General features: G+C 74.8%; 16 protein-coding genes. 13 read left to right on the top strand and 3 right to left on the bottom strand.

The window, feature by feature from the left end; translation table 11 throughout:
- The 9 genes from JNW98_RS24355 to JNW98_RS24315 form a co-directional block, all read left to right on the top strand.
- Positions 1-3009, top strand: a 3009-nt coding sequence (locus JNW98_RS24355; protein ID WP_223770421.1) for a DNA polymerase III subunit alpha, incomplete at its 5' end; no start/stop codon positions are given.
- 23 nt (positions 3010-3032) lie between these two features.
- Positions 3033-4184, top strand: coding sequence for a DNA polymerase Y family protein (locus JNW98_RS24350; RefSeq protein ID WP_223770420.1), 1152 nt, complete (start codon positions 3033-3035; stop codon positions 4182-4184).
- A gap of 232 nt (positions 4185-4416) precedes the next feature.
- Positions 4417-5313, top strand: a complete 897-nt coding sequence (locus JNW98_RS24345) for an esterase/lipase family protein (RefSeq protein WP_223770419.1) — start codon at positions 4417-4419, stop codon at positions 5311-5313.
- A 224-nt stretch (positions 5314-5537) separates the two neighbouring features.
- A complete protein-coding gene (locus JNW98_RS24340; protein ID WP_223770418.1) occupies positions 5538-6125 on the top strand; it encodes an XRE family transcriptional regulator in 588 nt (195 codons plus the stop codon).
- A 144-nt stretch (positions 6126-6269) separates the two neighbouring features.
- Entirely contained in the window at positions 6270-6656 is a 387-nt protein-coding gene (locus JNW98_RS24335) for a hypothetical protein (RefSeq protein ID WP_223770417.1), read from the top strand.
- A 46-nt stretch (positions 6657-6702) separates the two neighbouring features.
- On the top strand, positions 6703-7581 hold the full coding sequence (locus JNW98_RS24330; protein WP_223770416.1) for a S8 family peptidase: 879 nt from the start codon (positions 6703-6705) through the stop codon (positions 7579-7581).
- A gap of 11 nt (positions 7582-7592) precedes the next feature.
- On the top strand, positions 7593-7814 hold the full coding sequence (locus JNW98_RS24325; RefSeq protein WP_223770415.1) for a hypothetical protein: 222 nt from the start codon (positions 7593-7595) through the stop codon (positions 7812-7814).
- A gap of 53 nt (positions 7815-7867) precedes the next feature.
- Entirely contained in the window at positions 7868-8860 is a 993-nt protein-coding gene (locus JNW98_RS24320; protein WP_223770414.1) for a cyanobactin maturation protease PatG family protein, read from the top strand.
- Between the two features lie 277 nt (positions 8861-9137).
- Complete coding sequence (locus tag JNW98_RS24315) at positions 9138-9695, top strand: hypothetical protein (protein ID WP_223770413.1); 558 nt, start codon at positions 9138-9140, stop codon at positions 9693-9695.
- A gap of 106 nt (positions 9696-9801) precedes the next feature.
- On the opposite strand, the gene JNW98_RS24310 is transcribed toward JNW98_RS24315, so the two are convergent.
- Entirely contained in the window at positions 9802-10302 is a 501-nt protein-coding gene (locus JNW98_RS24310; RefSeq protein ID WP_223770412.1) for a GNAT family N-acetyltransferase, read from the bottom strand.
- A gap of 563 nt (positions 10303-10865) precedes the next feature.
- On the opposite strand from JNW98_RS24310, the gene JNW98_RS36695 reads away from it, so the two are divergent.
- Positions 10866-12527, top strand: coding sequence for an IucA/IucC family C-terminal-domain containing protein (locus JNW98_RS36695; RefSeq protein ID WP_223770411.1), 1662 nt, complete (start codon positions 10866-10868; stop codon positions 12525-12527).
- A gap of 346 nt (positions 12528-12873) precedes the next feature.
- Here the strand turns inward: JNW98_RS36695 and JNW98_RS24300 are convergent, their stop codons facing one another.
- Complete coding sequence (locus JNW98_RS24300; RefSeq protein WP_223770410.1) at positions 12874-13806, bottom strand: GNAT family N-acetyltransferase; 933 nt, start codon at positions 13804-13806, stop codon at positions 12874-12876.
- A 206-nt stretch (positions 13807-14012) separates the two neighbouring features.
- Between JNW98_RS24300 and asnB the strand changes: the two genes are divergently transcribed.
- Entirely contained in the window at positions 14013-15881 is a 1869-nt protein-coding gene (gene asnB, locus JNW98_RS24295) for an asparagine synthase (glutamine-hydrolyzing) (protein WP_223770409.1), read from the top strand.
- A 93-nt stretch (positions 15882-15974) separates the two neighbouring features.
- Positions 15975-16349, top strand: a complete 375-nt coding sequence (locus tag JNW98_RS24290; protein WP_223770408.1) for a GntR family transcriptional regulator — start codon at positions 15975-15977, stop codon at positions 16347-16349.
- Between the two features lie 72 nt (positions 16350-16421).
- On the opposite strand, the gene JNW98_RS24285 is transcribed toward JNW98_RS24290, so the two are convergent.
- Positions 16422-17468, bottom strand: a complete 1047-nt coding sequence (locus JNW98_RS24285) for a hypothetical protein (protein ID WP_223770407.1) — start codon at positions 17466-17468, stop codon at positions 16422-16424.
- Positions 17469-17652: 184 nt separating this feature from the next.
- Between JNW98_RS24285 and JNW98_RS24280 the strand changes: the two genes are divergently transcribed.
- On the top strand, positions 17653-19023 hold the full coding sequence (locus JNW98_RS24280) for a glycoside hydrolase family protein (RefSeq protein ID WP_223770406.1): 1371 nt from the start codon (positions 17653-17655) through the stop codon (positions 19021-19023).
- The last annotated feature ends 46 nt before the right edge of the window (positions 19024-19069 follow it).

Here is a 19069-nt window from a genome sequence, read left to right as displayed (position 1 = left end):
CGCGCGCTCGCCGCGGGCCGCCCCGACCGGGCCGCCCGGCTGCTCGCGCCCTGGCGCGAAACGTTCGGTCCCGCCCTCCGCCTGGAGGCCGTCTGGCACGGCCGCACCGGTACCGGACCCGGCTCGCTGCGGCTCGCCGCCCGTACCCTCGGCCTCGCCGCCGAGCAGGGCGTCCCGGCCGTCCTCACCAACGCCGCGCGCTACGCCGACCCCGGCCAGGGGCCCGTCGCCGACGTCCTCGACGCGGCCCGCCGGCTGGTGCCCGTCGACTTCCGCCGGCCCGAGGCGCTGGACGGCGGCGAGCGCTGGCTCAAGGACCCCGGCGCCATGGCCGCCGCCGCCGAGCGGATCGCGGAGGCCGCCGGGCTCGGCCGGGACGCCGCCCGCCGGCTGCTCGCCGGCACCGCCGAGACCGCCGCCGCCTGCCGCGTCGACCCCGAGGACGACATCGGCCTGGGCTCCGTCCACTTCCCCGAGCCGCGCCTGGTCGGCGCGGACCGGCGCACCGCCGACCGCGTGCTGCGCTCCCGCTGCACCGCCGGCCTGGTGCTGCGCGGCTACGACCGGGGGGCCCGCGGCCGCGTCTACCGGGACCGGATGGACGACGAACTGGACGTCATCGCGCGGCGCGGCTTCGCCTCGTACTTCCTCACCGTCGCCCGCGTCGTCGACGACGCCCGCGAGCTCGGCGTCCGCGTCGCCGCCCGCGGCTCCGGCGCCGGCTCGCTGGTCAACCACCTGCTGGGGATCGCCGGCGCCGACCCGGTCGAACACGGCCTGCTGATGGAGCGGTTCCTCTCCGTCCGCCGCGCCGCGCTGCCCGACATCGACATCGACGTCGAGTCCGCGCGCCGGCTGGACGTCTACCGGGCGATCTTCGACCGGTTCGGCCCGGAGCGGGTCGCGACCGTCGCCATGCCCGAGACCTACCGCGTCCGGCACGCCCTCCGCGACGTCGGCGCCGCCCTCGGCATGGACCCCGCCGAGGTGGACCGGCTCGCCAAGGCGTTCCCGCACATCCGGGCGCGCGACGCGCGGGCCGCGCTCGCCGAACTGCCCGAGCTGCGCGGCATCCGGCCGGAGCGGTACGGGCGGCTGTGGGAGCTGACCGAGGCGCTGGACGCGCTGCCGCGCGGCGTCGCCATGCACCCGTGCGGCGTCCTGCTGTCGGACGCGACCCTGCGCGCCCGCACCCCCGTCGTGCCGACGAGCGGCGAGGTCCCCCATAGCCTGAACGGCATGGGAGGTACTCCCATCACGATGTCCCAGTTCGACAAGGACGACGTGGAGGAGCTGGGCCTGCTCAAGCTCGACGTGCTGGGCGTGCGGATGCAGTCCGCGATGGCGCACGCGGTGGATGAGGTCGAACGCGCCACCGGCCGTCACGTCGACCTCGACGACCCCGCGCAGGTACGGCCCGGGGACCCGCGCACGTACGCGCTGATCCGCTCCGCCGAGACGCTCGGCTGCTTCCAGATCGAGTCGCCGGGGCAGCGCGACCTGATCGGCCGGCTCCAGCCGGAGACCTTCCACGACCTCGTCGTCGACATCTCGCTGTTCCGGCCGGGCCCGGTCGCCGCCGACATGGTGCGGCCCTTCATCGAGGCCCGGCACGGCCGCGCGCCCGCCCGCTACCCGCATCCGGATCTGGAGGGGGTGCTGAGGGAGACGCACGGCGTGGTCGTCTTCCATGAACAGGTGATCGAGATCCTTCGGATCATGACCGGTTGCGACCGGGGGGAGGGGGACGAGATCCGGCGCGCGCTCTCCAAGCCCGAGCTGCTCGGGCGGGTCCGGGCCTGGTTCGCGGAGCGGGCGGCGGAGCGCGGCTACTCCGCCGACGTCGTCCGCCGCACCTGGGAGATCGTCGAGGCCTTCGGCTCGTACGGCTTCTGCAAGGCGCACGCGGTCGCCTTCGCGGTGCCCACGTACCAGTCGGCCTGGCTCAAGGCGCACCACCCGGCCGCGTTCTACGCCGGGCTGCTCACCCACGACCCGGGGATGTACCCCAAGCGGCTGCTGCTGGCGGACGCGCGGCGGCACGGGGTGCCGGTGCTGCCGCTGGACGTGAACCGGTCGGACGCCGCCTATCGGATCGAACTGGTGTCCGAGAGGCGGTTCGGGATCCGGCTCGCCCTCTCCGAGGTGCACGGCATCGGCGAGGCCGAGACGGAACGGATCGTCGCCGGCCGCCCGTACGGTTCCCTCCCGGACCTGTGGCGGCGGGCCCGGCCCAGCCTGCCCGTCGCCGAACGGCTGGCGCGTGTCGGCGCGTTGGACGCGTTCGGCACCAACCGCCGCGACCTGCTCCTGCACCTCGCGGAGCTCCACCGGCACCGGCGGGGGCCCGCCCAGCCGACCCTCGTCGACGACGCGCGGACCGAGCCGATCGGCCTGCCCGACCTCGACGCGAAGGAGCGGCTGGGCGCCGAGCTGAACGTGCTCGGGATGGACACCTCGCGGCACCTTATGACCGATCACCGCGCTTTTCTGCGGGAGTTGGGCGCACTTCCGGCGAGCCGGCTGCGCGACGCGCGGCACGGCGAGACCGTCCTCGTCGCGGGCGCCAAGGCGGCCACCCAGACGCCGCCCGTCCGGTCCGGCCGGCGGGTGGTCTTCGCGACCCTGGACGACGGCACGGGCCTGGTCGACTGCGCCTTCTTCGACGACTCCCACGCGGCCTGCGCCCACACGGTCTTCCACTCCTGGCTGCTGCTGGTCCGCGGCACGGTCCAGCGGCGCGGCCCGCGCAGCTTCAGCGTCGTCGGCGTCCGGGCGTGGGACCTGGCGGAGCTCGCCGCGCTCCGGGCGGAGGGCGGCCTGGAGGCGGTGGCGGAGGTACTGGCCCGGCCGGCGGAGGGGCCTCCTGCCGAGGCCGCCCCGCGGCGGCGCGTCGAGATGCCCACCGGTTACGCGATGCACCCGTGGGCCGACCTCCGGCCGGCGGGCGAGGGGGCGGCCCCAGGGCGGAAGTTGTGGCACGCGAGTCAGGGGAGTGCGGGGAGGTGAGTGGTGTGAATGAGGTGAGTGAGATGAGTGGGGTGACGAAGCGGAGGCTGACGGCGGTTCCGGACCCGGAGCCGGGTGCGGCGGGGCCGGATGCGCCGGGGCCGGTCCGCCGGCCGGTTCGTCAGCCGGTCCGCCGGCCGGGGGCCGCCGAGGGTGCGCCCGCCGAGGGTGCGCCCGCCACCCCCGTGCTGTACGTCCGCTTCCAGCCGGCGGCGGCCCCGGACGCCCCCCTCGACGAGGAGGTCTACGACGGCCTCCTCGCCCTGCTCGCCGAGGTCACCCCCGTCGTGCAGGCGCTGCCGCCCGTCGCCGCGCTCGCCGACGTCCGGGGCGCGACCCGGTACTTCGGCCGCGACCCCGCCGGGCTCGCGGCCCTGCTGCGGGTCCGGAGCCTCGCCCGGTACGGCGTCGACTGCGCGGTCGGCGTCGCCGCCAACCCGATGCTGGCGCGGATGGCCGCCCAGGACGCGCCGCCCGGCGCGGTCCGCGTGCTGCCGGCGGACGACGCCGAGGTGGCCGCCTTCCTGGCCCGCAAACCGGCCGCGGCGCTGTACGGCGTCGGGCCCGCCACCGCCCGTACCCTCTGCGCGTACGGGCTCGACAGCGTCGGCCGGATCGCCGCCGCGCCGCTGCCCGCGCTCCAGCGTGTCCTGGGTACCGCGGCCGGGCGGACGCTGTACGAGCGGGCGCACGGCATCGACCCCACGCCGGTGACCCCGGAGGCGCGGGCCCGCTCGATGGGCGCGGAACACCGGTTCGGCGCCGACGAACTGGACCCGGAGCGGCGCCGGCGCGCGCTGCTCGCGCTCGCCGACGGGCTCGGGGCCCGGCTGCGCGCCGACGGGCAGGTCGCCCGCGGCCTCACCCTCACCGTCCGGTACGCCGACGGCTCCGCCACCACCCGGACCCGTACCTTCGCCGAACCGACCGCGCACACCCCGGCGTTGACCGCCGTGGCCTACGAGCTGCACGGCGCGCTCGGCCTGCAGCGGGCCCGGGTCCGGGCGGTGGCGCTGCGCGCCGAGGGGCTCACCGGCGCCGAGGGGGTGCCGCTGCAGCTGACGTTCGACGCCGCCGACGACAAGGCGCGGCGCGTGGAGGCGGCCGTCGACCGGGCGCGGGCGCGCTTCGGCCCGTCGGCGGTGGGCCCGGCGGCGGCACTGCACGTGGCCTGAGGGCTGGGGCTGGACGCCGGGCTGGGGTTGGGGACGCCGCTCGGTACCACCTCACGGTTACTGCCGCGTAACTGGCCGAATTCGTACGAACGAAGAGATGTCGAACTTCTTGACGAAGTCATGACCTTCCCGCAACCTACTCGCACGTAAGTTGATGCCCTTTCAGCGCGAGGCACCCCCCTAGCCGTCGTGCCGCTCCCGTGCGCCCTCTCCCACCTGCGAGGTTCCCGTCATGACCGGAATGCGAAGACTCCCTCCCGTCCGCCGCCTCCTCCGGATGCTGGGCACGCTGCTGCCCGCCCTGGCCCTGCTGCTGGGCGTCGGCGCGGCGGCACCGGCCGCGGCGGACGCCGGTGCCGGGAAGGTCAGCCGTGGCTGGAACGACTTCTCCTGCAAGCCGTCGTCCGAGCACCCCCGGCCCGTCGTCCTGATCCACGGCACCCTCGGCAACTCGGTCGACAACTGGCTGTTCCTCGCGCCCTACCTGAAGAACCGCGGCTACTGCGTCTTCTCGCTGGACTACGGCCAGCTCCCCGGCGTCCCGGTCTTCAACGGCCTCGGCCCGGTCGAGAAGTCCTCGGCCCAGCTCTCCGCGTACGTCGACCGCGTCCGCGAGGCCACCGGCGCCCCGAAGGTGGACCTCGTCGGCCACTCCCAGGGCGGCGGCGTGATGCCGCGCTACTACCTCAACTTCCTGGACGGCGCGGGCAAGGTGAACTCCCTGACCGCCCTGGCCCCGTCCAACCACGGGACCACCCTCTCCGGCCTGACCAAGCTCATGGACCTGATCCCGGGCGCCCGCCAGGCGATCCACGGCCTCACCCCCGGCCTCACCGACCAGGCCGTCGGCTCGGAGTTCATCAAGAAGCTCAACTCCCGGCCGGACACGGTCCCCGGCGTCAGCTACACGGTCATCGCCACCAAGTACGACGAGGTCGTCACCCCGTACCAGACCGCGTACCTCTCCGGCCCGAACGTCCGCAACATCCTGCTCCAGGACCGCTGCGCGGTCGACCTCTCCGAACACCTCGCGATCGGCACCATCGACCGCGTCGCCTTCAAGGAGGTCGCCAACGCCCTCGACCCGTCCCACGCCTCGCCCGCGACGTGCGCGGACATGGTGAGCTGAGGCGCTGAAACGTCCGCCCACCTCCCCGGGGGCGCCCGTACCGGTCACGACCGGCGCGGGCGCCCCCGCCGGCATGAGGCTTCCCGTACTCGCGGAACCCGTGGTTCGGCCGGAGCCGCCGGGAAGCATCGCCGTGTCACGGCGAACGGCCGCGGCCCCGGACCGGTGCGGTCCGGGAAGGCCCCACCGGCCCCACCGGCCCCACCGAGGGAGCGGACGAAGAGATGAACCGGCCCCACCTCGTCAAGGTCCGCATCAAGTCCGGCCACGACCGGGAGCTGGTGCGCAGTTACCCCTACCGCTCGGCCTGCCCGTCCACGCTGTGGGGGGAGTTGATCGCCGGTGCGCGGGAGGAGCTCGTCTTCGCCGGGTACACCGACTACTTCCTGTGGACCCATGTGCCCGTCCTCTCCGACGTGCTGCGGCGCAAGGCCGGTGCCGGGTGTCGGGTGCGGTTCCTGGTCGGCGACCCGGACGGTGAGGTGACCCGCAACCGGGAGGTCGTCGAGGACGCGGTGCTGACGGTCTCGGCGCGGATCCGGATGACGTTGCGGCATCTGCGCGAGCTGGCGCCGGTCGTGGAGGCGCGGTTCAGTGCGCCCGAAGACGCCGTCAACCACGTGAGCCTGTCGGTCTTCCGGTTCGACGGCGACGCGTTGGTGACGCCGCATCTGGCCAGCCTGGTCGGGCACGACTCGCCGATGCTGCATCTGCGGCGGCAGGGGGACGGCGGGCTGTTCGACCGGTTTGTCGAGCATGCGGAGGAGCTGTGGGGGCGGGGGGTGCCGCTGGGCGGCACTTGCATCACGTGAGTACCGGTGTTTGCCTGGAAGAGCAGACGCAACTCGCCGCGTCGGCGCAGGTCTTTGCGTCGGCCGGAGTGAAGGCCCTCATGGGCCCTGCCACAGAGGTGGTTTAACGTTCACTCATATCTCTAGCGCAAGAGGGTGGTTGGCGTGTGCGTGGTAGCGAATCCGAAGATCACTGGCGGACCCGTGGGCGGCGACAACTACCGGTTCGACGTCACCTACACCGCCAAGTTCGACCCCGCTGAGATCAACGGCACCTTCACGGAGTTCATCCGGCTCCGGGAGTCCGACAGCGGCGCTCCCTTCGGTGGCGGCGACGACAACCTCACCGCGCCGAACCCGGTCACCTTCGTGGCCACGGCGTCCACCGTGGGCCGTCACTTCGGCATCATCCTGCCCACGGACGTCGCGGACACGGAGATCGGCCACGAAGAGGTGTACGCCGAGATCTGGCTCCGCTCGTCCGGCAACCTCGACGAGTCGGTCGGGCCGGACTGCAAGGCGGCCACGGCGTCCGGCGACTTCAACCCGTAACCCCCAAGGGTTCCACGGGACTTTCCCGCCTGCCGCGGTGATGACGGTGACCTGCGACGTCCGCTACGGGACCGACCCCCTCGCGCCGGTGTCCCTGCCGCCCCTGATGGCACGGACCGACGGCCGGCGGTCCGGGGCGGTCGGCCTCGTCGACGGGCCGGTGAGCGCCGGACACCCCGGCCTCGCCCGCGCCGCCCGGCTGGCATTCCTCGGGCCGTCCGCGCCCGCCGGTGCGGACCCGGACCCGGCCACGCTGCACGGGACGTCCGTGGCAGGCATGCTCGTCGCGGCGCGCGACTCGGGCGCGCCGGGCATCTGCCCGGGAGCACCGCTGCTGGTGCGGAGCCTGTCCTTCGCCGCCGCCCCGGGAGCGCCCGGCACCGCCGCGGCCGACGAACTGGCCGCCGCGCTCGTGGAGACGGTCGACGCCGGCGCCCGGGTGGTCAACGTCAGCCTGGCGCTGAACGCCCGGCAGCACGGCGGACCCGGGCCCCTGCACGAGGCGTTGGAGCACGCCCTGCGCCGCGGCGCGGTGATCGTCGCCGCGGCCGGGAACCAAGGGGCGCTGGGCGGCTCCCCGGTCCTCCGGCACCGCTCGGTCGTCCCCGTCGTGGCCTACGGCCCGGCCGGCCCCCTGGGCTCCTCCAGCCTGGGGCCGTCGATCGGCCGGCGCGGTGTGGGCGCGGTGGGCACGGGGGTACGCAGCCTCGCCGCCGGGGGCGGCCTGCGGCCGTTCGGCGGGACGAGCGCCGCCGCGGCCGTTGTCACGGGCACGCTCGCCCTGCTGTGGTCGGAGTTCCCCCGGGCGGAACCGGTGGAACTGCTCGCCGCGGTACGGGCGTCGGCGGCCGGACGCACCTCCGTCGCGCCGCCGCTGCTGAACGCCTGGGAGGCGTACCGGACGCTGCGCACGGCCGACCGATGAGGAGGACGGTGATGAACGGTGACGACCGGGACCGCGTGACGGGCGGCGAGGAGGAGCAGAGGGCACGCCTCCGGCTCCCCGGGTTCGTCAACGACGCGGACGTCGGCCTCGGCGACCTGGTGAAACGCGCCACGCGGGCCACCGGACTGCACCCCTGCGGAGGCTGCGAACGGCGGGCCGCCGCCCTCAACCGGTGGCTGGTGTTCTCCGGGAAGGGAGGGAGGCGGACCTAGCGGACCTAAGGGGCGGGTGGTGGGGGGCTTCGGCACACGGAAGGGAACGAGCCATGTCCGACCACGAGATGTCCGGCCACGACGAGATGCCCGGCCGCGGAACCCCCGACCCCGGCCCGCCCGTTCACGAGGCGCCGCCCCCCGAACCCGCCGGGCGGGTCCTCACCGCGTCCGTTCCGGAGGAGGCGGACGGGCCGCCTCCCTGCCGGACCTGCGGCGGAGGCGCGCCCCCCGGCCCCGACGACGGGGACCGCCCCTACCGGAACCACCCCTACGGGACGCCGTCGTACGTGTACGCGCTCGGCCGCGTCGAGCCGCAGTTCCCCAGCCTCGGGGTCGAGAAGGAGTTCGCCCAGGCCGTCGGCCGCGCCGAGGCCGTGGACCTCACAGACCGGCAGACCCTCCAGGCCGTCGTCGCGGACCCGCGGAACCGGTATCTGGCCCGCCGGCTGTGCTACGTCCTCACCGTCCAGGGGCTGGAGACCTATCTCGTACGGCCCCGCGACCCGGTCGACTTCTCCCTGCTCGTCGAGGCGCTGGGGGAGTCGCGGCCGACGGACCTGCACGGGCTGGTCGGGCTGCGGGGCCCGCTCGCCGCCCCCGGGCGGTGCGGCGGCCTGGCCCTCCCCGTGGTGACGTTCGACCAGATCTTCACCTTCGACACCGCGTCGCTCGTCCGGGCGCTGCCCCGGCCGGAGGCGCTGGAGGAGACCCGGTTCCGGTCCGCGGCCGAGGAGCTGTTCGAGCGGGTGATGCACCTGACCGACAACGCGGGGGCCTCCGACGCCCACCGGGCGCTGAACTACCTGGTGGTGCGGTACCCCAGCGTCTACGCCAGGACCGCGGAGGCGTACGCCGGCGGCTCGTCGCTGACGGCCATCGACACCCGGCCCTCGCGCCTGAGCGGCACGCGGAACATCCTGGACGTCGTCTTCTCGTACACCGGGCGGACGACGGACGTCACGGAGAAGTACTTCGTCCGCGTCGACGTGACGGAGGAGTTCCCGTTCCTGGTGACCAAGTTGTCGCCGTACTACGACCGGTGATCCCGCCGTGGGAGGTGCAGGACCGATGTCAGCACCGACGACCACCGCCGAAGCCACGCTGTACCCGGCGCGCCGGCGGTACCGTACGCCGCCCGCCGCCGTACCCGCCACCGCGCCCGTGGACGACCGGGTGCACCTGGCGGACAGCTGCGTGGAGGACTGCATCAGCGAGTGCGTGGCGGAAGGAGGTTACCCCTACGAGTGCAAACCACCCTGCGTGTCGTCCTGCGCGCATCCGCACGCCGGGGACGTGCGGCCGTCCTGTCAGCAGCCCGACGTGAAGAGCTGCATCTGGCCCCTCTCGTACGGCATCGCCCCCGTGGAGTGCTGCCCCAAGACCCATGAATGCTGCATGTCCGACGACGGGCACAACCCCTGGCGGCAGTGCTGCGCGCCCGGTCACGAGTGCTGCGCCGGCACCTGCTGCGAGCCCGGCCACCCGTGCTGCGGCCGCACCTGCTGCGAGCCGGGGCAGGGCTGCTGCCACGGCACCTGTTACTGGCCTGGGCAGGAGCAGTGCGCGGACGGGGTGCTCTGCCCGACGGGCAACGTGGTCTGCGGCGGCCGGTGCTGCGACCCGGGCGAGACCTGCGTCGAGGGGCTGTGCACCCCGCCGGGTCACGTCCGCTGCCACGGACAGCTCTGCGCGCCGGACGAGACCTGCACCGCGCAGGGCTGCTGCCCGCCGGACAAGCGGACGTCCTGGGGCTGCTGCCGGACGAACCAGGTGCGGTGCGCGGACAGCTGCTGCGACGCGCCCGCGAGCTGCTGCGACGGCAAGTGCTGCCCCGACGGCTGCCTGCAGGGCCCCGGCGGCGCGCTGCAGTGCCTCTGAAGCTGCAAGCCTTCCGGTTCCGGCTTCTCGCGCCCGGTCTTCGGCCGGGCGCGAGGGCGTGTGCGAAGACGTGTGCGCCGGCCCGCCGGGCAAGGACGGCCTCCCGTCACGCCGCCGCGACCGGGCGGGACATCGCGTGTTCCAGGCGGGGCTCGTTCGGGCGGACGGGCTGGGAGTCTCCCGTGCGGGTGAAGCCGTGGCGGAGGTAGAAGCGTTCGGCGCGGGGGTTGTCTTCGGTGACCCAGAGGCGGAGTTCGGTGTGGCCGTGGGTGGCGGTCCAGGTGAGGGCCGCGTCGAGGAGGAGGTCGGCGGCGCCCGTGCCGCGGGCGGTGGGGGCGACCCAGAAGGAGACGAGTTCGGCGGTCCGGGGGCCGGCGGGGACGGTGCCGGCCAGGCCGCAGGGGGCGCCGTCGCGTTCCGCGAGGAAGGTCGTGCGCCGGGAGAGGCGCTCCCGCCACTTCTCCTCCGTGAAGGCGTGTTCGGCGGCCCAGGTGGAGCCGAACGCCTCGGGCGCGTCGGCGAGTGCGGCCAGGCGGACGGAGCGGTAGAGCCGCCATGCGTCGGGGAGCAGGAGGCGGACGGTGGTCCGTGTGGTGGAAGCGGTCATGGGGTGACCGTTCCAGGTGGGGGTGGGGGGAGCAAACGACTTTGCGGGGTCGGGGGTTTGCCAGGTCGGGGGTTTGCGGTGTCGGGGGTTTGCGGTGTGCGGGAATATTTGAGGCGTAAGTGGGCATATTTCACGCTCGCGTTGACAGGGTTAGGGTTGCCTAACCTAAGGTCAGGTGTGTGAGCGAGAACCACACCCGTTCCGTCGCGGCTCCTCGCACGCGCCCCGCGCCGTTGCACGCGATCGCCGTCGGCGTCGCGATCCCCGTCTAGCGGAACTCCCGTACCACGGCACCTCCGTAGAGCGGCCGGCCCGGCCTTCCGGGCCCGGCTCCCGACCCCGGTCCGGCGCGCGGCCCCACCCGCCGCGGGCCCCCTCGGCGTACCCGCGGCGCTCCCGCGGGCTCCCGATTCCGACTCCGCCGATCCCGACCCCGCCCTCGGCCCGAAAGGCGTTCCCGTGCGGCTGCCCCATCGACTCTCCTCCTCCCGTCCGCTCCGCCGCACCGGCGTCCGCTCCGACGCGCCACGCCCGCCGGCGCGCCGCCCGCGGGAGGGGGCCCTGTGAACGCCGGTGACGTGGAGAGCGGGCTCGTCGCGCGCGTCCTCGACGCCCTGCTGCGCGAGGACGTCTGCCGGCTGCGCGGCACGGCGCGGGCCGTGAGCCGGCCGGACGGGGAACGGCTGGCGCTGAGCGTCGCCGGAGAAACGATCCTGCTGCCGGTCGCGTACGACGGCCCGGGCGGCGCCGCACGGGTCCGCGCGGCCCTGCTGGAGACCGCCGACGGCGTGGTCACCGGCCTGGACGCGGTACTGGCGCGGCTGCGCCCGGCGGCGGACCCCCGGGAGTGCGCCGGCTTCGACGCCTTCACCGCCGCCTGCGCGGCCGAACTGGCCGCCCTGCGGCTGCGCGAGCGCACCCACACGGAGGTCACCGAGCGGCTGGCCGCGGCCTACGGGCGGAGCACCGCCGAGTGGACCGGGCCGCGCGGCGCCCTCGCCTACGACGTGCTCGCCGCCCGCCGCCCCGACCCCGACCCGCCGGCCGGCCGCCCCGCACTAGCGGAACCCCTCGCCCACGCCCCGGAATTCCACCCCTGCTTCGGGCTCCGCTGGATCGCCCTGCCCCACGCGGCCGTCCGCCGCGGCCCGGAGGAGCCGCCTGAGTGGTGGCCGGCCCCCGCCGACCTCGGCCTGCCCGAACTGTCCGCCACCCACACCGCGCTGCCGGTGCACCCGCTGTCCGTCGGCGCCCCGCTCGCCCGGGCGCTGCGCGCCGCCGGTCTGGACGGTACCGCCCGGCTCGCCGAGAAGCCCTGGGCGGACGTGGTGCCGACGCGGTCGGCGGGGACCCTCGCCCTGGCCGACGCGCCGGAGACCCGGCTCGAACTGCCGCTCCCCGCCGCCGCGCCGGCCGGTCCCGCCGCGCTCGCCGACGGCGTGGTGACGGAACGCCTCCTGGAGGAGATCCTGCTGTGCGAGCCGGGCTTCGTCGGCTCCGTCCTCCTGGCCGACGCGGACACCTACCTGCACGCCGGGCACCCGCTGCTCACCGCCCGGGTGCGCCGCGACCCGCGCGCGCCGGACGACGCCCACGTGGTGCCCGTCGCCGCGCTGGCCGCCCGGACGCCGGACGGCGAACCGGTCGCCCGCGCGCTCGCCCGCCGCTACTACGGCGGCTCCGCGCGGGCCTTCGCCGACGCCTACCTGACGCTGCTGCTGGACTGGTGCACCACCCTCTTCTCGTACGGCGTCGCCCTGGAGACGCACCCCCGCGACCTGGCGGTGGTGCTCGACGAACACCGCGGCCGCACCCGGCTCCGGCTGCTCTACCGGGACCACGCCGGACCCCGTGTGAACGGTGTGCGGCTCGCCTCCCGCCTCGGCGGCGAGGCCGCGGACCTCCTCGGCTTCACCGACCGCGGCATCCTCGCCGGGCACGACGGACCCGTCGCCGACCTCCTCGCCGCCGGGGCCCTCCGGCGGTGCGCGGTGGAACCCCTCGCCGCGCTCACCGGCCCGGCCCGCGCCCACGGGCTCCGGCTGCTGCGCGACCGCCTCGACGACGCTCTCGACCGCATCCCGCCCGGCGCCGCGACCGTCCTCCGCACCCGCCTCCTGGACGCGGGCCGGCTGCCCGTCCACGCCGTCCTCGCACCGGCTTTACGGCCGGGGGCGCCGGAGTATGTGAACGTGCCGAACTATCTGACGGTGCCGGTTGGTTGAGGGGGCGGGGGGGCCTTACCGGCCGCTCGACCGCGCCGCCCGATCGCGCCGCCGGGTCGACGGCGGGCCCGGCGGGCTGCCGTGCGCGGGCCCGGACGGGCCTCCGGTGCCGGACGGCCCGGGGGCCCGGCGGCGGCGAACCCCGATGCGAGGCCCGCATCCGGCGTGCGGCCCGGTACCGGGGGTGCGTTCGCCCCGGACCCGCCCTTTCCCGTTTCCGCGGGGCGGGCCCCGCACCCCCGGTGAACGCGCCTGCGGCGCGTGTCCTCAAACACCCCCAAAGGGGGCACCCCCAACGGGCTGAAACCAGCCCGTCCACGCGTGAGGACAGCCGGCCGACGGAACCTCAGAACTCCCGCACGTACCGCCACTCCGCCGCCGACCAGCGGTAGCCGAGCCACTCGTTGACCGCCAGCATGGGGCCGTTCTCCGCGTCGTTGCCCGTGAACGCCTCCGTGCAGCCCGCCGCCCGGGCCCGGCGCAGGGCGTGGCTCTTGATCAGCTTGGCCAGGCCCCGGCCGCGGTGCGCCCGGGCGGTGCCGGTCATGGCGGACATCATGCGGCCGGCGCCGTCGGTCTGGGCGAGGGTGAACGCGGCGGGGACGCCGTCCGCGACGGCGACGGTCGAGAGGGCGTGGTCGATGCCGGGGCGCCGCCACTCGCGGGCGAGCCACTCCTCGTACGGCGGGACGGCGACGGGCACGTCCCCCGGCTCGTCGGCCGCGGTCTCGGCGTCCAGGGCGTGGATCGGGCGTGGGTCGCCGGCGAAGTCGGCCAGGGGGTGCAGGGTGACGCCCGGAGGCACTCGGGGCGCGGGCGGCAGCGGGGTGTCCGTCAGGTCGAGGCGGAGGAAGCCGGCCCGGCGCAGCCGGCGGTAGCCGTGGGCCTCCGCGCGGGCGGGGGAGCGGCCGTCGTCGTTGGCCCAGATGTAGACGGACCGGGCGCCGAGTCCCGTCAGGTACTCCTCGGCCGCCCGGAGCAGCGCCGACGTGACGGCCTCGACGGTCGGGTCGTCCAGCCGGGGGTCGGCGTACGGGGAGGCGAGCCCGCGTCCGTCCGGCCGCGCGTCGTCGTCCGTGGACAGGCTCGCGCGGGCGCTGCCGGCCACCCGGCCGTCGACCTCGGCGACGAGCAGCCGGTACCGCTGCTCCGGCGGCGCGGTCCGCAGCTCCCAGAGCAGCGTCTCGGCGGTGACGACCATGAAGGGCACGGCCGCGTGGCGGGACCGGGCGACGGCTTCGGCGTCGGCGGGGGTGAACTCCCGGGTGGTGATCGGCATGTGGCGAACCGTAGGGCGGGACGAGGTGGTTTGCTAAAGGTTTTCCGTTCGTGTGGTTGGTACATGCATCTATAAGGCGTAGCGTCACCGACGCGGACCTTCCCCGACCCTCGCGGAAGGCGTCGGTCCGCGCCGGACGGGGGCCGAGCCATGCCCCGGAGCGCTCGGAAGCGCCCGGGGCGACTGCCGAAAGGGGACACCGCGACATGTGCGGAATCACCGGATGGATCGCCTACGACCAGGACCTCACCACCGCCGGGGCGCGCGCCGCGCTGGAGGCGATGACGCGGACGATGGAGTGCCGGGGACCGGACGCCTCGGGGATCTGGCAGGACACCCACGCCGCGTTCGGCCACCGCAGGCTGGCCGTCATCGACATCGAGGGCGGCCGGCAGCCGATGCTCGTCGAGGACGGCGGCCGCACCCGGCTCGCCCTCACCTACAGCGGCGAGGTCTACAACTACCGCGAGCTGCGCGCCGAACTCGCCGGCCGCGGCCACACCTTCCGTACCAGCAGCGACACCGAGGTCGTGCTGCACGCCTACCTCGAATGGGGCGAGGCGTTCACCGAGCGCCTCAACGGCATGTTCGCGTTCGCCCTCTGGGACCCGCGCACCGAGGAACTCCTCCTCGTCCGCGACCGGATGGGCATCAAGCCGCTCTACTACCACCCCACGCCCGACGGCGTCCTGTTCGGCTCCGAGCAGAAGGCCGTCCTCGCCCACCCCGCCGTCCGCGCGACCGTCGGCGCCGAGGGGCTCGCGGAGGTGCTGGCCTTCGTCAAGACGCCCGGCCACGCCGTCTACGAGGGGATGTACGAGGTGCGGCCCGGCCACACCGTCCGCGTCCGCCGCGACGGGACCGCCGTGCGGACCGCCGTCCGGCGCTACTGGGCGCTGGAGGCGTACGAGCACCCCGACGACGTCCCCGCCACCGTCGCCCGCGTCCGCGAACTCCTCGACGACATCGTCGAACGCCAGCTCATCGCCGACGTCCCGCTGTGCACCCTGCTCTCCGGCGGACTCGACTCCTCCGCCGTCACCGCGCTCGCCGCGAAGGGCCTCGCCGAGGCGGGCCGCGGACCGGTCCGCTCGTTCTCCGTCGACTTCACCGGCCAGACCGACCACTTCGTCCCCGACAGCCTGCGCGGCACCCCCGACGGCCCGTACGCCCACGCCCTCGCCGCGCACGTCGGCTCCGACCACCGGGACATCGTCCTCGACACCGCCGCCCTGATGGACCGCGGCCACCGGCGGGCCGTGCTCACCGCCCGCGACCTGCCCACCGGCTTCGGCGACGGCGACACCTCGCTCTACCTGCTCTTCAAGGCGATACGCGAGCAGTCCACGGTCGCGCTCTCCGGGGAGTCCGCCGACGAGGTGTTCGGCGGCTACCAGTGGATCCACGACCCGGCCGCCGTGCACGCCGACACCTTCCCCTGGATCGCGGCCGGCGTCGCCCACACCTTCGCGGGCGGCGACAGCGCCCTCGGCTCGCTGCTCGCCAAGGACGTCCTGGACGCCGTCGACCTGCCCGGGTACACCGACGCCCGCTACCGCGAGGCCCTCGACGAGGTGCCCCGGCTGCCCGGTGAGACCGGCCTCGAACGGCGCATGCGCGAGGTCTGTTACCTGCACCTCACCCGGTTCGTCCAGATCCTCCTCGACCGCAAGGACCGCGCCAGCATGGCCACCGGCCTGGAGGTGCGGGTGCCGTTCTGCGACCACCGCCTGGTCCAGTACGTCTTCAACACCCCCTGGGCGATGAAGACGTTCGACGGGCGCGAGAAGTCCCTGCTGCGCGCCGCCGTCCGCGACGTGCTGCCCGACGTCGTCGCCGACCGCGTCAAGAGCCCGTACCCCGCCACCCAGGACCCGCGCTACGGCGCCGCCCTCCGCGCCGAGCTCCGCGAACTGACCGCCGACCGGGACGCCCCCGTCCGGCCGCTGCTCCGGCAGGACGCGCTGGCGGACGCGCTCGCGGAGGAGTCCGGCGACCGCTACCGAGGGGCCGTCGAACTCGTCCTCGGGCTGGACGCGTGGCTGCGGACGGGCGGGATCGACCTGCGGGTGTGAGCGGCGGGGCGCGGAGGCGCGGGGGCGCCGGACGCGGGGGACCGACGGCGCACAATGGGTGACGCACATCGCCCAGCCAGCCAGGAGACCCACGTGGCCTTGCACCTGACCGTCGACCCGGAAGCGCCCGCACCGCCCTACGAGCAGATCCGCGCCCACATCGCCGACCGGGCCCGCTCCGGCGAGCTGCCCGTCGGCCACCGGCTGCCGACGGTTCGCGGTCTCGCCGAGGAACTCGGCCTCGCCGTCAACACCGTGGCCAAGGCCTACCGGGCCCTGGAGGCCGACGGCGTGATCGAGACCCACGGCCGCAACGGCACCTTCGTCGCCGCCCCCGGCGACACCGCCGACCGCGAGGCCGCGACCGCCGCCCGCGCCTACGCCGAGCGGGCCCACCGCCTCGGCCTCGGCCGGGAGGCGGCCCTGGCGGCGGCGGAGCAGGCGCTGCGGGCGGTGTACGGGGACTGACGGGCCGCTTCCCCGGACAAGGTTCTCCGGACCAGGTTCTCCGGACTGGGTTCCCCGACCAGGTTCTCCGGACTAGGGGACGGACAGTGACCACGAGCTGGGCCGGTGGAACGCCCCGGGGCCGTACTGGAGTTCCAGGTGCGAGGGCTTCCGCTCCGCCGTGTACACGAACTCCAGGTGCGTCGACTCGCCCTCCGCCACCACGTGGGGGCTCCCGCTGCCGAGTTCCGCGGGGTAGCCGGTGAGCCTTCTGACGCCGGGGTTCGCGTGCTCGAAGCTGCCGATGTCGTGGCCGCGCAGCTCCACCGGGGCGCCGCTGCCGTTCGTGACGGTGACGGGGACGCGGTACGTGTGCGCGGCCGGCGCGTCGGCGCCCGTCCCGCCCGGGGGCGGGGTGAAGGGCCGGACCGGGCCGATGGCGACGCGGACGCCGTCGTCGTAGGTGACGGTGCCCTCCCGGGCCGGGGACCGGCCGGCCGCCGCACCCGAGCTCTTACGGGCGGCGACGCCCTGGCCGGTGCGGTAGCGGACGCAGCCGCCGTCGGCCGACAGGAAGGGCTTGCGCGTGTACGGGTTCATGCCCATGGAGAGGGCGATGCCGTGGTCGGCGACGGTGCTGATGCCGGGCCGGTACGGCTCCGACGCGTCCTTGGGCTCCGGCGTGTCCTCGACCTTCCAGCCGTGGCGCCGCCATGCCGTGCGGAGCCTGTCCAGGTCGGCCAGGTAGTCGGCCTTGTCGGCGTAGTACAGGGTCCACGAGTAGCTCGGCCGGCCCCTGGTCACCCCGTCGCCGTCGAAGCCGAGGTCGTCGGTGCACGAGGTGCTGTCCTCCTTGTGCATCCAGTCGGCCTTGCCGGCGCCCGGGCGGAGGGCGGCGACGGCTGTCTTCCCTGCCTCCCGGGTCCTGATGTCCTGGGTGCGGTAGTCCGCCGCGGTCCGTACGGAGCCGCCCGCGAGGCCCTCGAACCAGCCGGACACCGCGGTGCACGCCCAGACGAGCAGCGCGGCGGAGGCCAGGAGGACGAGCCGGCGCCGTACGGCCACGGTGCGGCCGGCCTCGTCGGTGGTCGGGGTGTCGGCGGGGGTGTCGGCCGGCTCCTGGGGCGGGTGTTTCTCCATGAGGCGATTTCACGCCAAGGGGCCTGTTCGCCGACAGAGACGCCTTACTCAACCGGAACTGAGTACGCGTACCCAGGGAGCGGAGGGAACGGGGCTCGCGGGCGCCCGTTCACCGTCGCGTTCGCCGTCGCCGTTCCGGCGGAAGCCCCCGGACCGGGGCCTCCGGCCGATACCCTGGCCGGTGATGGGACGTCATGCCGGGGGGCCGGCTGCCGGGGGACCGGCGTCGCCGAAGCGGGGGCGGTGGCGGACGGCCGCGCTGCTCGCGACCGTCGCCTGCGCCCTGGCCCTGCTGCTCGCCGCGCTCCTCGCCGACTGGCACTCCCGGGGCGGCGCGCCGCACGACGAGCGGGCCGACATCGGCTGGGGCTTCACCCACACCAAGAACAGCGCCGACCGCGGCGACGACTCCGCCCGGCGGACCGCCGCCCGGCTGCTCGCGGCCGAGTCCCTGCCGCAGAACCAGCACATCATGGGCTGGGGCGCCGACAACCCCGAGCCCCGGCCCGGCAGTTACAACTTCGCCGACCTCGACCGCCGCGTCGCCCTGATGCGCCGCTCCGGCGGCACGCCCGTGCTCACCCTCTGCTGCGCGCCCGACTGGATGAAGGGCGGCGGCGCGCGGACCGACTGGTCCCAGAAGTCCCTGGAAAAGGCCCCTGACCGGGACCACTACCGCGACTTCGCCCTCCTCGCCGGCGTGGTCGCCAAGCGCTACCCCGACGTTCATCACTTCATCGTCTGGAACGAACTCAAGGGCTTCTACGACGAATCCCGCAAGCGGTGGAACTACGAGGGCTACACCGAGCTCTACAACCTCGTCTACGAGGAGATCAGGAAACAGCGGGACGACGTCCTCATCGGCGGACCGTACGTCGTGATGGACAGCAACGCGCCCGACGCCGCCTCCAACGTCTCCGCGCTCCAGGGGCCCTGGGGCATCGTGGACCAGCGCGCCGTCGACGCCCTGCAGTACTGGAACCGGCACAAGGCGGGCGCCGACTTCGTCGTCGTCGACGGCTCCAGCTACACCCGGGACGGCGACCGGCAGCTCCCCGACGAGTTCCGCGCCACCCGGAAGTTCGCCGACGTCACCACCTGGCTGCGGAAGACCACCGGGCTGCCCGTCTGGTGGGCCGAGTGGTACGTCGAACCGGCCGACGCGCGCGACGAGCGGGCCGGCTGGACCGAGGAGCACCGCGTCGCCGTCCAGGCCGCCGCCATGATGAACATGGCCGAGTCCGGCGTCTCCGCCGCTTTCTACTGGAATCCGGAAGGTACGTCCGGTGCCTGCCCCGGCTGCCTCTGGGCCCCTACCGAGCTCGGTGGGGGCGGGGGGCGGCTGCCCATGATGGACCTGCTGTCGCGGTTCGCGCGGGAGTTCCCGCCGGGGAAGGTGGTGCGGCGGCCGGATGTGCGGGGGAATGGTGGCGTGTTGGCGCTTGCGTCGCGGGACGCGATGGTGCTCGTCAATACGCGGGACGCGGGGGTGCGGGTGCGTGTGGAGGGGCGGGAGGTCGAGCTGAAGGGGTACGAGGTGCGGTGGGTGGGGTGAGGGGGTTTGCCCCGGCCCCTCCCCCAGAGGGGGCACCCCCACTTCG

It is taken from the genome of Streptomyces huiliensis (assembly GCF_020037025.1).
Classification (GTDB): domain Bacteria; phylum Actinomycetota; class Actinomycetes; order Streptomycetales; family Streptomycetaceae; genus Streptomyces; species Streptomyces huiliensis.
Note: the sequence above shows the minus strand (reverse complement) of the source record. Positions and strands in the feature narration are given on the sequence as shown.